The sequence below is a fragment of the Endozoicomonas sp. ISHI1 genome, from assembly GCF_024606225.1.
GTDB lineage: Bacteria > Pseudomonadota > Gammaproteobacteria > Pseudomonadales > Endozoicomonadaceae > Endozoicomonas_A.
Genome location: NZ_JAGRPU010000072.1, coordinates 1 through 14,539, shown reverse-complemented (window position 1 = coordinate 14,539; position 14,539 = coordinate 1). Strand labels below are relative to the sequence as shown.

Sequence of the window (14,539 nt, the reverse complement as noted above, 5' to 3'; positions counted from 1 at the left end):
AATTGAGGATAAAAATTTCTGCTTCTGAGGAGAATAGCGAGCTATTTGACGAAGAAGCAGGAATTTTTAGACCAATTTATTGCAACCGCAGTAGGACAGCCTTAAGTCCGACAGGCTGCTAGCGCTTAATGCAGACTACTGATTATTTAACCAGATCTTCAGGTGGGTATTCCAGATTGAGCTTTGCACCCAACATTTGTTCCAGGTCGGGGATCAGGAAAGAATCCTCTTCGCAGGCAAAGCTGATACTGGTACCACTGGCTCCGGCCCGGCCTGTCCGGCCAATACGGTGGACATAATCTTCAGGATCCTCGGGCAGGTTATAGTTGATCACATGGCTGATGCCATCAATGTGAATGCCCCGACCAGCAACATCGGTGGCCACCAGGACCGTCAGCCTGCCACTCTTGAAGTTATCCAGCGTTTTGAGTCGCTTCTTTTGGGGGACTTCACCTGAAATCTGATCCGCTTTGAGGCCTCTCTTTTGTAGCTTCTCGGTCAATCGACGAGTTTCATCTCGCCGGTTGGTGAACACAATCACCCGCTCCAGATTGTTCTGATTGATCAGGTTGATCAAGAGAGGGACTTTTTGCTCATTGGTGACGATATAAACCTTCTGGTCAACAGTCTCTGTAGCAACACTCTCTGGTTCAATCTCAACTTTAACAGGCTGCCAGGTCCACTGTTCACCGAGCCTTAATACCTCATCCGTAAAGGTGGCTGAAAAGAGTAGGGTCTGACGATCGCCAGGGCGGGGCGTCATTCGGATAATGCGCCGAACCTGAGGAATGAAGCCCATATCCAGCATTCGGTCGGCTTCGTCAATGACCAGTGTTTCTGTCAGGTCCAGATGCAGGTCTTTGCGTTCGCAGTAATCCAGAAGTCGGCCCGGAGTAGCCACAAGGATATCGATGAAGCCATTACTCATTCGGTTGCGCTGCTTCTCATAATCCATTCCACCCACAACCGTCAGTACGTTCAGGGGCAGGTATTTGGTCAAGGCTTCAGCATCCTGACCAATCTGCAATGCCAGTTCTCGGGTAGGGGCAATGATGACCGCACGGGGTTCACCAAGATAGCGTTGATCCGGTGGCGGGATATCGATCAATTGTTTGATGGTGCTGACGAGAAAAGCGGCTGTCTTGCCCGTACCGGTTTGAGCTTTACCAATAGCGTCTCTGCCAGCCAGTGTGCTGCCCAGTACTTCTGCCTGAATGGGGGTGCAGTACTTGAAGCCCAGTTCCTGGATGGCTCTCATCAGTGGGTCAGGCAGATCAAAGTCATGAAAGCGGGTTTTACCCTGTTCGGGCTCTACCTGGAACTGGCTGATATGCCAGGAGGGTTCGGTCTTCTTGTCGTCTGAGCGATGAGAGTTGTGAGAATGATTACGTCGAGCAGTGTTCCGAGACTTTGGGTTTCTGGATTGAGTGCCGACAACTTTACTGTTTTTCTTCCCGCGCGGGGGCTTGGAATAAGGATTTTTTGGTGCCGGTATAGACTTTTGCCCACCGGATGAAGGCGCTTTTTTCTTTCTGAAAAGACCTAGTAATCCACTCAATGCTTTAATCTCGTTGCAATACTATATCGTTATCCCGGCCTGCAGCTTGGGGCTGACATGTCCTGAGTGCGTCTCGGGACCGGGGATTGAATCTGCTGACGACGGGTATCTCGGCCCTGGTGTTAAAAAGTCGGGCAAACAGAAAGAGAAAGAGGCCTTCAGGTAGCTGTCTGTTAACAGTCAGGTATCTGCTCAGCAGCAGTGCGCCGCAGGAAACTGGATTCAAAAGGCTGCGGCATTCCAAAAGGATTCTAAGGTATCTGGCGGGTGATTGCTAAATTGATTGCTCATAGGTGTCGCTATCGGGATGGTTGTCCTGCTCTTCGCTCTTTCTTTTGCGCATGTAGAATTTGTTCAGCTTGTCCTTTTTGCTGACTTTTCTCTTTTTTCTGCGGAGTTTCGATTTGTAGAGGATTAACAGCAGTGGTTGGTCTGGCATGGGCCTGAGCGGGCGTTCCTTGAAAAAAAAGCTCGCTTCTTCGGCAAACTTCTGGATTCTGTCAGCCAGCGTGTCGGTCTCCGGACTATTTTCATAATCCTGAGTCAGTGTGCTCATGATGTATTGCACTGGCGCTATTTCCATAGGACACCTCATTTTAAAGCCCATAGGTTCCGTCACTCATGAAAATCCAACAGTGGTGGCCAGATGGCCTCTTTTTCATGATAAACAGTTTTAAGATTACTTACTTTCCTACAGTACAGCCATTAGACATAGGTCTTGGGAGAATAGTTCCCTCCGAGTCATCCGGGACAGCCGAACAAATGATGAGCAGAGGTTTTGTCGTGGCAGGGCAGACTCATGGAAGTGACAAGGAATCCCCAATGATGGGTAAAAAATCCGCAGGAGATTCCTTGTCAACAGTCAGAGCTCAGACACAATCTCCTTGCTGAATGACTTCTCACAATAGTGACACTTCAGTCGAATATCGTCGTCTTTTTCCCGCAGATAGAAATAGCTGTTCACAGGCTCATTGTGAGTAATGCAGTTTGAGTTAGGGCATGGAAAAGCACCTCTGAGAGTCTCGGGAACCGTCATATTGAATTTATCAACGACATGGTATTCGTCGATGACATTAATAGTGGCTCCCTGTGCAAACAGAGCCAGCTGATTGGCCTCTTGTTCAGTGAACTTGAGGTCAGTCACTTTGATAATGTCTTTGCGACCCTGAGCCTTGCTGGGCAGGTTGAAGCCCACTGTAATGCTGACATCGGAGTTCAGCAATTGCAGGCGGTCCAGAATTTTAACACCTTGACCGGCAGGGATATGGTCAATGACGGTGCCTTTGCGAATGGCCTCAACCTGAAGCTTGTTAGTCACTGCAGTGTCTCCCTCAGATACTTTTGTTCAAAACCAGAGCCAGGAGCGCCTGACGGGCATAGACCCCATTCTCGGCCTGCTGAAAATAGTAAGCATGAGGCGTATTATCAACAGCCACTTCTATTTCGTTGACCCGGGGCAGGGGGTGAAGAATTTTCAGGCTCTCTCTGGCTCCTTTCAGGCTTTCGACACCCAGAATGTACTTAGAGGCCATGTGCATGTATTCAGTTTCATCAAAGCGCTCTTTTTGAACCCGTGTCATATAAATAATGTCAGACTCAGGCACCACTTCTTCAATGCTCCCGGCTTTGCGGTAGCGAATACCTTTTTCATCCAGTTCTTCCAGCAGGTAATCGGGCATTGAAAGCGCGTCGGGTGCAATAAAGTTAAATTTGGCACCGAACAGTGCCATGGCCTGAACCAATGAGTGAACAGTTCTGCCGTATTTAAGGTCACCGACAAAGGTGATGGTCAGGTCGTCCAGTGTCCCCTGACATTCTCTAATACTGAAAAGATCCAGCAACGTCTGTGTCGGGTGCTGGTTGGCACCATCACCGCCATTAATGATTGGGACATTGGAGAATTCAGAGGCCAATCGTGCCGCACCTTCCTGAGGATGACGCATGATGAAGGCATCAGTATAAGAACTGATGATTTTGACTGAATCGGCCAGTGTTTCGCCTTTTTTGGCCGAGGTGTTACTGCTGTCAGAGAAACCAATCAGGGTTCCTCCCAGCCTCTGTACAGCGGTTTCGAATGAGAGACGGGTTCGGGTCGAAGCCTCAAAGAAGCAGCTGGCAATCACCTTGCCCTCTAGCAGATCGGGACGTGGTGCTCTTTTAAGCTGGGCGGCAGTTTCCAGAATCTGTTCGAGGTCTGAACGATTCAGGTCTGCTATGGAAATGATGTCCCTCAGATAGAGCTGGTTTTCCATCAAGAGTTACCTGTTCCTGAATAAGGGTGAAGAATGGGGAGATGGTGCCAAATAGCTGATGAAGCTACAGGGTGGGCACAAACCAAAAAAAAGCCCCTGATTAAGGAGCTTTTTCTGAAAAACGGACCACTGTTGATACCGGTCGGCACCCTGCTCAGGCGTGTGTTTGAAACAGAACAGCCAGTTTCGGATCTCATTCGCGTGTGTTCGTCACAGTATACGTTTCAGCTCTGACAGCCTATGGGCATTATGTTGCCATTAAAAATAAGTTAAAGAAGCCTGCGCTTACAGGCAAGTCTTTGTAGGCAAATTGGTAACTACTCTACCGATGAAAAAAAACCAAATCAAGAGCTTGTTGATAGTGATTTTCTTTTTGGCCAGAGATTGCTCATTGAGAGAGGTAAGCGATCAAAATGGAAAAATCATGGATTCTTGTCTGGCTTGTACCACCAGTTACTCAGGTCGAGCCAGTAAAGATGGTCTTGTGGTGGATGACCAAGGTGGTGCCAGTAAGCCAGATGAGTCTTTTGAGTATGCCACTTGGGAATGACGTAGTGGCCCCACATCAGTACCCGGTCCATAGCCCTGACAATGGGTATCAGTTTTTCATAGCTGTCTGCATTTGTTGCCTCGGCTAGCAGGTGGTCAATGACCGGGTTTTTGATGCCGACAATGTTACCACTTTGTTTTTCCATGACGACTTTACTGCTCCACATATGATACAGCTCGTTGCCCGGATAAGTGGACTGCCAGAAATACCAGTCCACCATTTCGAAATCTGACTCCCTGACTCTTTTTCGAAACAGGCTTTTGTCGAGAGTCTTTATGTTCAATGTTATGCCAAGGTCAGCAAGACTTTTACGGTAAGAAAGTAACAAACGTTCCTGTTTAGGGTCTTCGGTCAGCAGGCTGAGAGTGAGAGGCTTGCCTGAGGCTGTATCTATCATCCGCCCGTTTTCCAACCGGTATCCTGCTCTTTTGAAGAGAGCCAGAGCTTTCCTGACATTCTCCCTGTTTTTACCGCTTCCGTCTGAAACGGGGAGAATGACGGCTTGCTTGAAAAGTTCACTGGGTAACTGCTCCTGAAACGGCTCCAGTAGCTTGAGTTCTTCTTCTGTCGGCAGACCTGTGGCTGAGAGAGGTGAGTTGTAGAAAAAGCTCGTAGTACGCTGAAAGTCAGAATTCAGCAGAGTCCTGTTAATCCACTCAAAATCGAAGGCCATGATTAAAGCCTGACGAAGTGCAGGGTTTTTGAACTTGTCCCGACGAAGATTAAAAGCCAGGGCACTCATGCCAGCTGTATAGAGCATTTCAATGTCTTTCTTCAGCACCCGACCTTCTTTAACTGCCGGGAAACTGAATGACTGATGCCATTTTTGAGTATCAGTCTCCTGATGAACATCATAAAGTCCGGCTCTGAAGCCTTCGATCACAGCCTGAGGGTCACGATAATAGTCCACCCTGATTTCGTCGAAATTATACCTCCCTCTCTGGCTGGGAAGATTGACTGCCCAATAATCCCTGACTCGCTCAAAAGTGATGTTTTGTCCTATTTTGACATGCTTGACCTTTAAGGGCCCACTGGTCACAGGGCTGTTCAGGTGACGACCCTGAAAGTTTCTGGTCTGCCAGTAATGATGAGGAAGCACGCGAAGATAACCCAGCAGGGCAAGCTGCTTCTTGCCAGGTTTGTCCAGGTAAAAAACGACTCGGTGTGGCGAAGTTTTTTCAACTCTGGCGACGTCTTTATAGAGATTTTTCAAAAAGGGTGAGCCCTCCCTTTTGAATAACTCAAAAGTGAATACAACATCTTTTGACGTGACAGGGTGGTTGTCGCTGAACTTTGCTGCCGGGTTGATATGAAAAGCAACCCAGCTGAAGTCGTGAGGGTATTCGATGGCTTCGGCCAGAAAGGGATAAAGAGTGTGAGGTTCATCGGCTGACCGGGTCATTAATGAGCCGTGGGTGTGGTAAAGGTAATCAGGCGTAGTTCCTTTGCCGTTAAATGGGTTCAGAGTGTCGAATGAGCCTGTCCTGGCTAGCCTCAGGACACCACCTTTAGGTGCATTGGGGTTTGTGTAAGCAAAATGAGTGAAGCTGTCCGGGTATTTGTGGGTACCGATCAGAGTGAAAGACTTTTCAATACGGACCTCACCCCAGATGGCCAGAGGGTGCGACAGGCAGAGGCTGAGGAGAAGGTTTGTTATTATTCTGATTCCGGAACCATTAATTTTGAATACATTGTTGTTTCTGGATAAATTGTTCCCGTGTAGATTGTTGCCGGGTAGATTGTTGCTGGAAACAACTCTGCTCACAGTCTCTTCAGCCTTCTTTGTGTCGAGGTGGTGTCAGGGGGACAGAATGGTTGGGAGAAATATAGCTTAGCTGCTTTTCAGTTTGCTTACGTTCACGAAGGTTTCTGCTTCAGCGGCGGAAGATTAAGCTGTATGTTGGCTTCAAGCGCTCTCAGCAGTCCACTGGCAGTGTGTCGAGACCAGAACTGACCTAATCCGTGCAGCGATTTTTCAGAAGCGGGTACTGGAATCTCCAGTCCTTCAACAGGCAGGCTGCCCTGGGCATAGATAGCGTGGGCCGGACCCTGGATGAAGAGCCCCTGAAGAGTATCGTTCAATAACTCTCCGTTCAGGTAAGCATGAGTGATGAGTGCTTTTGGCTTCAGGTCGGGTTCTTCATTTTGAATGTGCCAGTAGATGGCAGAGTTCAGGGCAAGACTGTTAAATACCACCGCCTTGAATCGGGTTTTAAAGGAAACATACTGGGCGATTGCGCCACCCAGAGAGGAGCCTGTCAGCTCAAACTCATGGTCAGGGTAGTGCTCATACAGGTCGACAGTCAGCTCCAAAGCTCTTCTCAGCATGGGAACTTCCAGTGGAAAGTAATCCCCGGCAGTGATGAAGCTGGAGAAGTAGGAGATGATCTGTGTCAGATAGCCATATCCATAGCCACCCTGTGTCCAGGCAGCATTGGTCAGGGAGTTGAGGCTATCAAATTCTGTTCCTGTGAACGCTATCAGAATTTTCTTTTCTGAAGTGTGGAGGAAAACTCTGGCTTTCAACCCGGAGTCTTCGCGGTCGTAGATTCGGTTGGCATCATACCGGGTGTCAAACACTCCCTGTGTTAACCATTTTTCAGGTACATCTGTCTTGACTGCGTTGCGATACTGAATATGGGTGAGGCGATCTTCCAGGGCCTCTTTGACGCCCGCTCTATCACTGGCAGTTCTGAAACGATAGGACAGGTAGCTGGCAAATGCATAGGGGTAGAGTGCTTCCAGGCGATGCTTGAACTTTTCGGCAGGAGAGTTGATATACCGTTGAGTGGAGTCGGGCCCCGGAATCTTGTTGAGATTGGGTTTTTCGCCTCTGGCGAATACGTTTTGGCTTGATCCAAAAACTGTCAGTACGCAGGCCAACAGAATAAGCAGTATAATACGCGGGTATTGCGATGTGAGTTTCCTTGTCATAGTCTCGACCCTTCCCTGAATGTTTTGACGTTCATGTTTATTAGACAGGGCGAGAGCATCTTAGTTCAGAGGAGTGACAAGTTGATTAGGGATAAGGCCAAAATTTTTATCTTTGTTATATTAGATTAAATTCTAATAGCTTTATTAATATAAAAAGGGGCTTGTTTTTTGCCGTGTCATTGCTCTTTTTTGATATGACAGCCACCGGGGATCTCAATGGTAAGGTCGCTCTTGGCATAACAGCAGCAGGGCAGGATTTTTCCATCGGGGACAAAAGCGACGGGTTCTGCGAAATATTCCACTTCACCGGCCACCAGTTGAACCTGGCAACTGCCACAGAATCCTTCACGACACTGGTATTCAATATCCACCTTCTGTGACTCGAGCGCCTCCAGCAGGTTGAGGTCGCTTCTGGAAATGAAGCTGAAGCCATCCAGTATCTTGACGATGTTGGCCATGAGGATCTCCTGGTAAACGGTTGGCCGGGAGGCTGTCTTTACTCGTTCAGCCCCCAGTGGCCATCGTGCTATCTCTTAGAGTGAGAAGTTGCTGAAGTCATCGGTCTGGACTTCGTTATCAATCTGTCCAACCAGATAGGAGCTGACTTCCACTTCCTGAGGCGCTACCTGGACAGAGTCACTGTTCAGCCAGCTATTCATCCAGGGTAGAGGGTTCTGGCGGGGTGGGAAGGCCGGGTCAAAGCCCAGGGCAGCCATTCTCTGATTGGTGATGTATTCGACATATTGGCTGAGAATGTCCTTGTTCAAACCAATCATTGAGCCATTCTGGAACAGGTATTCAGCCCACTCTTTTTCCTGTTCAGCAGCAGCAATAAAAATTTCTCTGGCTTCTGTCCGGAGCTCAATAGCAATCTCAGCCATTTCCGGATCGTCTTTACCTTCAGCCATGATTTGCAGGATGTGCTGGGTACCGGTCAGGTGCAGGGCTTCGTCGCGGGCGATTAGTTTGATGATTTTTGCATTGCCTTCCATAGTGGAACGCTCGGCAAAAGCAAAGCTGCAGGCAAAGCTGACGTAAAAGCGAATGGCTTCCAGAACATTGACGGATACCAGAGTCAGGTAAAGTTTTCGCTTCAGATCCCTGACGGAAACATGCACTTCTTTACCTTTGAGTTGGTGGGTGCCTTCACCCAGCATGTTGAGTTGGCTGATGCCTTCAATCAGGTCATCGTAGTAACGGGTGATGTCAGCCGCCCTTTTCACAATGGCCTCGTTATTGACAATGTCATCAAAAACCACGGAAGGTTCGGTGATGATGTTGCGAATGATGTGGGTGTATGAGCGAGAGTGAATGGTTTCACTAAAAGCCCAGGTCTCAATCCAGGTTTCCAGCTCAGGCAGAGAAACAATGGGTAGCAGGGCGACATTGGGTGAGCGGCCTTGCACAGAGTCCAGCAGGGTCTGATATTTAAGGTTACTCAGGAAGATATGCTTTTCATGTTCTGGCAGATGGGCAAAATCACTGCGGTCGGTCGATAAGTCCACCTCTTCCGGACGCCAGAAGAATGACAGCTGTTTTTCGATCAGTTTTTCAAAGATCGGGTGTTTTTGGACATCATAACGGGAGACGTTAACACCCCGTCCAAAAAACATAGGTTCCTGAGTGGCATTGAACTTTTCTTGGTTGAAAGTCGAGTAGCTCATGTTTTCTCTGCTTCAGGGCCAGGAAGGGCCGGCCTCGTCCAGTTGCTATTAACGCTGGTTTAAGTGGGACACTGTTCCAGTGTCCCGGTTCCGACTTTCGTCAAATTTTGCAAGCGCCGCCTGCACAGCCATCGTCAGCTTCTTCCTGACCGTCTGACGCACCATCACGAGTGTTGTGGTAGTAAAGGGTCTTCACACCTAGCTTGTAGGCCGTCAAAAGGTCTTTAAGAAGGAGCTTCATTGGCACTTTACCGCCTTCGAAACGGGCTGGATCATAGTTGGTGTTGGCCGAAATGGTCTGGTCAACAAACTTTTGCATGATCGCAACCAGCTGGAGGTAACCGTCATTACTGGTGATATTCCACAGCAGCTCATAGTTGTGACGCAGCTCTTCGAAGTCGGGTACAACCTGCTTCAGGATGCCGTCTTTGCTGGCCTTGACGCTGACAAAGCCTCGTGGTGGTTCAATACCATTGGTCGCGTTACTGATCTGTGATGAAGTCTCGGAAGGCATCAGGGCGGTCAGTGTTGAGTTACGCAGGCCGTGATTCCTGATCTCGCTGCGCAGGGCTTCCCAGTCCAGATGAAGTGCTTCGGTGCAGACTTCGTCCAGGTCCTTCTTGTAGGTATCTATCGGCAGGATGCCCCGGGAGTAGGTGGTCTCATGGAACTTGGTGCAGGTGCCTTTTTCTTTCGCCAGCTGGTTAGAGGCTTTCAGCAGGTAATACTGAATAGCTTCAAATGTTTTATGGGTCAGACCGTTGGCAGAACCATCAGAATAACGAACAGCGTTTTTAGCCAGATAATGGGCAAAGTTGATCACACCAATCCCCAGAGGGCGGCGTGCCATCGTGGCGTTGTATGCCGCTGGCAGAGGATAATCCTGATAGTCCAGCAGGTTGTCCAGTGCACGAACCAGGAGGTTGCTCATCTCTTCCAGTTCGTCCAGGTTATCCAGCTTACCCAGGTTGAAAGCAGCCAGGGTGCATAGCGCGATTTCACCTTCCTCATCCAGTACGTGTGTGAGAGGCTTGGTGGGCAGGGCAATTTCCAGGCAAAGGTTGCTCTGGCGAACCGGAGCTACTGCCGGGTCAAACGGGCTGTGAGTGTTGCAGTGGTCAACATTCTGCAGGTAAATACGACCGGTGCTGGCGCGCTCAGACGCAAACAGGGAGAACAGCTCTACTGCCTTCAGAGTCTTCTTGCGGATGTTTGGATCCTGTTCATACCTGGCATAAAGCGCGTCAAACTTTTCCTGGTCTTCAAAGAAGGCATCGTACAATCCGGGAACATCAATCGGCGAGAACAGGGAGATGTTGCCACCGGTGATCAGACGCTGATACATCAGGCGGTTGAACTGAACGCCGTAATCCAGGTGACGAACACGGTTTTCTTCAACTCCCCGGTTGTTCTTCAGAACCAGCAGATTCTCAACTTCGTAGTGCCAGATGGGGTAGAACAGAGTCGCTGCACCACCACGAACACCTCCCTGGGAGCAGGACTTAACCGCTGTCTGGAAATGCTTGTAGAAAGGAATACAGCCTGTATGAAACGCTTCACCGTTCCGGATCGGGCTGCCAATGGCACGAATACCGCCGGCATTGATACCAATGCCTGCACGTTGGGAAACGTATTTAACAATGGCACTGGATGTCGCATTGATAGAATCCAGAGAGTCACCACACTCAATCAATACGCAGGAGCTGAACTGACGGGTAGGCGTGCGAACACCGGCCATGATCGGTGTTGGCAGAGAAATCTTGAACGTAGAGACAGCTTCATAGAAACGCTTAATATAATCCAGGCGGGTTTCTTTCGGGTAACTGGCAAACAGACAGGCACCGATCAGCATGAAAAGCATCTGAGGGCTTTCGTAGTATTCACCCGTGACCCGGTTCTGAACCAGATACTTCCCTTCCAACTGCTTAACAGCAGCGTAGCTGAAGTCCATGTCACGCTTGTGATCAATAAACCCATTCATGGTATTGAATTCAGCTTCACTGTAGTCATGAAGAAGATGAGCATCATACTTTTTCATTTCCGCCAGTTTGACGACGTGGTCGTGAAGCCCGGGTGGCTCGAACTGGCCGTATGCTTTCTTGCGCAGATGGAAGATAGCCAGGCGGGCTGCCAGATACTGGTAATCAGGAGCCTGTTCGGAGATCAGGTCAGCGGCTGACTTGATCAATGTTTCGTGGATATCAGTGGTCTGTATGCCATCGTAGAACTGAATTTGTGATTTGAGTTCAACTTCGGAAACGGAAACGTTGTTCAGTCCTTCAGCAGCCCAGGTGATGACCTTGTGGATCTTCTCCAGATCCAGCTGCTCCTTGTCTCCGTCGCGCTTGGTGACCAGGATATCTTTGTTCATTAAAAGCCCTTACCAGTAGATAAATAAAACTCAAGATATTGTATTTTTATGTTTCGGCTACTACTAAATGCCAGCTCCTGTCTTGGGTACAGGCGATGTGTCGCAGAGGGTCGAGCCGAGAAAAATCAGCAGGTCATTAACCCGCAGTAAAACTGTCTCGAAGAGGTGTGTTCAGGGACCAGACACCGTCCTGAGTGACCTGTCAGCTTTTCTTCCCTGATACTGCACTACTTGCGCCACAAATCCCTTTCGTTAGCGACTTCACAGACTGTCTTCGGGTTCGCCACACTATCGAACCAGATCATCTAACTATTTGGTTAACTATCCGACTAACCAACACAAGATATTGTGTGACGAACTCATATATACACAAGATAATGCGCTATTGGCAGAAGTTCAAGTTGGCAGTTTAGTGGAAAAATTGTGTATAACTTGTGAGTTTTTCTCAGTGTTAGTACTTGCAAACGGGCTGGCTGCTTTTACTGACACGGCTTTCAGTATTCAACAGATCTGCCGACACAGGCCAGACTCTATATATAATAAAAAGTCATAAATAAGTATAAATCAATAAGTAATAGGTAATATTCGGAAAGGCGCGCCAAAACAGTGTAACTCAAAACGTCGAGTGTTTTACAAATGCCAGGTTTACCGTGAAAATCCCAGGAATCAGGCCTGAAAGCACCCTCCCTGCTCCGTTGCAAGGTGCGACTGGCTCCGCCTAACTGCTATGCCCCAGAGATCCACGGAGGAGCAGCAGATCCTGATGGAAGGGGCGGGTCGGCATGATCTAAGTCAAAGGGGAGCAGAGCTTTTTAACGTGTATTCGATGTCTCGGGACATGAGATAAGGGAGGGTAAGGACAATCACTCCCTGGTCAGTTTGGGCTCAGTGTGACAAGCACTGAAAATCTGCCGCCACACTCCGGGCTCTGCCGGTCTCCAGAGTTTAGGGTGTTTTCCTTACTCGCTCATTTTTCAATAAAACTGTTTTTGAGCATATCTGATAGCTGATAGTAAGTGAACACATGCCATCCCTGGTTTTCAGCGCCGGAAGGCACGAACAATCCTGTGGCCGGGTCCTTCAGGTAATACTCATTGAAATTCTCAAGCCTTGACACTTTGTCATGTATCTTCTGCGCCAGATGAAGGTAGCGTACATCATCGATGGTTTTGTACATACCCATAAGGGCAATGCCGCAGCGCAGTATTTTATCGGGCCAGAATGTGTAGCCATTATTTGCTCTCATTAAGTGCTCATTCGGACCGCTGTTGCCCATGGGGATGAATAACTGACCGTCATTATTGTAGAACTCCTCAAACAGATCGGCGACATCCGGATAATTTTCATGAGGTACCGCACCGGCAATGATGGCCCAGGCCAGACCGAAGGGGTCAGTGATGCTGCCATCTTTGAATTTTTGTGCGTCCGGTAGCGCTTCTCTTTGAGCAATCATATCTTTGATGATCGAGCCTGGTTGTGTGGGGTTGACAGCCTCATGCTTGCTGCGCACAAACCAGCGGGGGCTAAATTGTTGGTTGGCATCGAAGAGTAAATGGGTTCTCAGATTCTTTTGTAGCTGCTGACTTAAACCGGCAAGCATGGTTTCAACGCTGGCCACTGAATCTGTCAGCGATCTCAGCGATGGTGGCAGATGTGAGCCAGCCTTAATCAATTCCTGCCTGAACGCAGCACTATCGAGATAGCTCGAAGCGCTGTGGAGACTTTTCAGGCCATCAAGAAGAATTGATGCATTGGTCAACAGACAGCTGTCGGCGAGTATGTCATTAAAAATATCAAGATAGTCAGCTCCGACAGGTAGTCCCTGCTTATCCATAACATTGGTGTAAATGTAGACAAGCGCTCTTGCAATCATGGGCGTTAACTGATGGCCCCTGGCTTGTGCTGCCGATGGGTCGTCAGTCGCCAGAGCTTTGAGATACTTACCACAGAGCGCGAGTATATTGATTTCCGGGTCAGTGGTGCCTGGTGTCAACCTGTCCAAATTTTCGTTTATATAGTTATCCAACAGGAAACTGGGTTTTGGAAACTTGAATTGCGGATCAGTCGGCGTTGTTTTTTTCAAGTTTTCAATACGCTGATATACCGTTGTGAGTTGCACTTTCAGTTGTTCGGGAGCTGTTGTCTTGACATAAGTAAGTGCCCTTTCGACATCTAGCGTAAATAATTCGGGTAATCGTGACCCGTATAACAAGTGGGGGTGTTGATCAAAGAATTTCTGTACTTCCACGAGATATTTCCGCCTAATAACCCGTTCAATGATAAAGCGTGTGGGATTGTTGACCAGAACAATGGGTAGTGCTCCGAGATTATTGTGCTGAAACCCAGGAAAACTTTTGTTACTGTTGGGCTCCAGTTTGGTTACCTGATGTTTGGAAAATGCAAGCAGGATGTTACACACGACCTCCAGAACCTCTGGCTGTGCGAGCACTCGATCAACAGCCATCATGTTGTTATCACGGGCCCATGTAGTACCTTGATAGTGCGTTGATTTCTCGCCTTCGGCGATACTGGCAGTCAGTTGTTGGTCTATACCAAGTGACACCAGCTCCTGACTTTTTGCAATTTTGGCGGAATGGGCAAGGGAGTGAGCCTGTGCTTCTGATAAACTCAGTATTCCCTGGTTCGAAGTACTAGTGCAGACCGGATCTTCATCGATATTAATGGGTGTCCCGGCATTACTACTTGCAGTTAGTGACAGTGCCGGTAAAGATAAACTCAATGCCACCGATCCGGCTATGTTAGCCACTTTGAATTTTGCCAAATTCATTTTGCTTTCTACCATTTTCTGATGTTTGTTAGTCTCGGAAAGACTAGTAGCAGAACAGTGGAAGTGCTTTGTTTATTTGCCACGATAATTTCGCTCCGGTTAATCACGGCAACCCCTTGGCCTGTGTCTTCCTCCGTATTGTATGTATGGGGGAAATGTTATTGGAGGAATTGGCACAATTCTTCGCCATCTTTTCTGAACGTGCCGAATGAGAACCACGACAGGATTTCCATGGTGTGGGTTGACCGAAAAAAGCACATGCTAAACGATCATGACTGACCCCGCCGGTCATGAGCGTCTAGCAGCCTGTCGGACTTAAGGCTGTCCTACTGCGGTTGCAATAAATTGGTCTAAAAATTCCTGCTTCTTCGTCAAATAGCTCGCTATTCTCCTCAGAAGCAGAAATTTTTATCCTCAATTTC

General features: G+C 48.5%; 10 protein-coding genes. All 10 read right to left on the bottom strand.

Translation table 11 applies throughout. The features are described from left to right. Positions 1-142: 142 nt before the first annotated feature. The 10 genes from rhlB to KBW69_RS22570 all read right to left on the bottom strand — a co-directional run bounded on the left by rhlB (position 143) and on the right by KBW69_RS22570 (position 14,117). On the bottom strand, positions 143-1,558 hold the full coding sequence (gene rhlB, locus KBW69_RS22615) for an ATP-dependent RNA helicase RhlB (protein WP_306674611.1): 1,416 nt from the start codon (positions 1,556-1,558) through the stop codon (positions 143-145). Between the two features lie 274 nt (positions 1,559-1,832). After that, entirely contained in the window at positions 1,833-2,141 is a 309-nt protein-coding gene (locus tag KBW69_RS22610) for a hypothetical protein (protein WP_257282387.1), read from the bottom strand. A 279-nt stretch (positions 2,142-2,420) separates the two neighbouring features. After that, positions 2,421-2,876: an aspartate carbamoyltransferase regulatory subunit gene (gene pyrI, locus KBW69_RS22605; RefSeq protein WP_257282386.1), complete on the bottom strand. Its 456-nt coding sequence runs from the start codon at positions 2,874-2,876 to the stop codon at positions 2,421-2,423. 13 nt (positions 2,877-2,889) lie between these two features. After that, positions 2,890-3,810: an aspartate carbamoyltransferase gene (gene pyrB / locus KBW69_RS22600; RefSeq protein ID WP_257282385.1), complete on the bottom strand. Its 921-nt coding sequence runs from the start codon at positions 3,808-3,810 to the stop codon at positions 2,890-2,892. Between the two features lie 422 nt (positions 3,811-4,232). After that, positions 4,233-6,125: an extracellular solute-binding protein gene (locus KBW69_RS22595; RefSeq protein WP_257282384.1), complete on the bottom strand. Its 1,893-nt coding sequence runs from the start codon at positions 6,123-6,125 to the stop codon at positions 4,233-4,235. Between the two features lie 92 nt (positions 6,126-6,217). Then, a complete protein-coding gene (locus KBW69_RS22590) occupies positions 6,218-7,294 on the bottom strand; it encodes a hypothetical protein (protein WP_257253678.1) in 1,077 nt (358 codons plus the stop codon). Positions 7,295-7,470: 176 nt separating this feature from the next. Further along, the gene (gene yfaE, locus KBW69_RS22585; RefSeq protein WP_257253680.1) at positions 7,471-7,752 is read right to left on the bottom strand and encodes a class I ribonucleotide reductase maintenance protein YfaE; all 282 of its coding nucleotides are present in this window, start codon (positions 7,750-7,752) and stop codon (positions 7,471-7,473) included. A 75-nt stretch (positions 7,753-7,827) separates the two neighbouring features. Beyond that, entirely contained in the window at positions 7,828-8,958 is a 1,131-nt protein-coding gene (gene nrdB, locus KBW69_RS22580) for a class Ia ribonucleoside-diphosphate reductase subunit beta (protein WP_257282383.1), read from the bottom strand. 100 nt (positions 8,959-9,058) lie between these two features. Continuing rightward, positions 9,059-11,329, bottom strand: coding sequence for a class 1a ribonucleoside-diphosphate reductase subunit alpha (gene nrdA, locus KBW69_RS22575; protein WP_257282382.1), 2,271 nt, complete (start codon positions 11,327-11,329; stop codon positions 9,059-9,061). A 967-nt stretch (positions 11,330-12,296) separates the two neighbouring features. Next, positions 12,297-14,117, bottom strand: a complete 1,821-nt coding sequence (locus KBW69_RS22570; RefSeq protein WP_257282381.1) for a hypothetical protein — start codon at positions 14,115-14,117, stop codon at positions 12,297-12,299. Between the last annotated feature and the right edge of the window lie 422 nt (positions 14,118-14,539).

Bases quoted from the DNA above. Each gene is read 5' to 3' on its own strand.
- pyrB (WP_257282385.1), bottom strand. From the start codon at position 3,810: ATGGAAAACCAGCTCTATCTGAGGGACATCATTTCCATAGCAGACCTG.
- nrdB (WP_257282383.1), bottom strand. From the start codon at position 8,958: ATGAGCTACTCGACTTTCAACCAAGAAAAGTTCAATGCCACTCAGGAA.
- nrdA (WP_257282382.1), bottom strand. From the start codon at position 11,329: ATGAACAAAGATATCCTGGTCACCAAGCGCGACGGAGACAAGGAGCAG.
- yfaE (WP_257253680.1), bottom strand. From the start codon at position 7,752: ATGGCCAACATCGTCAAGATACTGGATGGCTTCAGCTTCATTTCCAGA.
- KBW69_RS22590 (WP_257253678.1), bottom strand. From the start codon at position 7,294: ATGACAAGGAAACTCACATCGCAATACCCGCGTATTATACTGCTTATT.
- KBW69_RS22570 (WP_257282381.1), bottom strand. From the start codon at position 14,117: ATGAATTTGGCAAAATTCAAAGTGGCTAACATAGCCGGATCGGTGGCA.
- KBW69_RS22610 (WP_257282387.1), bottom strand. From the start codon at position 2,141: ATGGAAATAGCGCCAGTGCAATACATCATGAGCACACTGACTCAGGAT.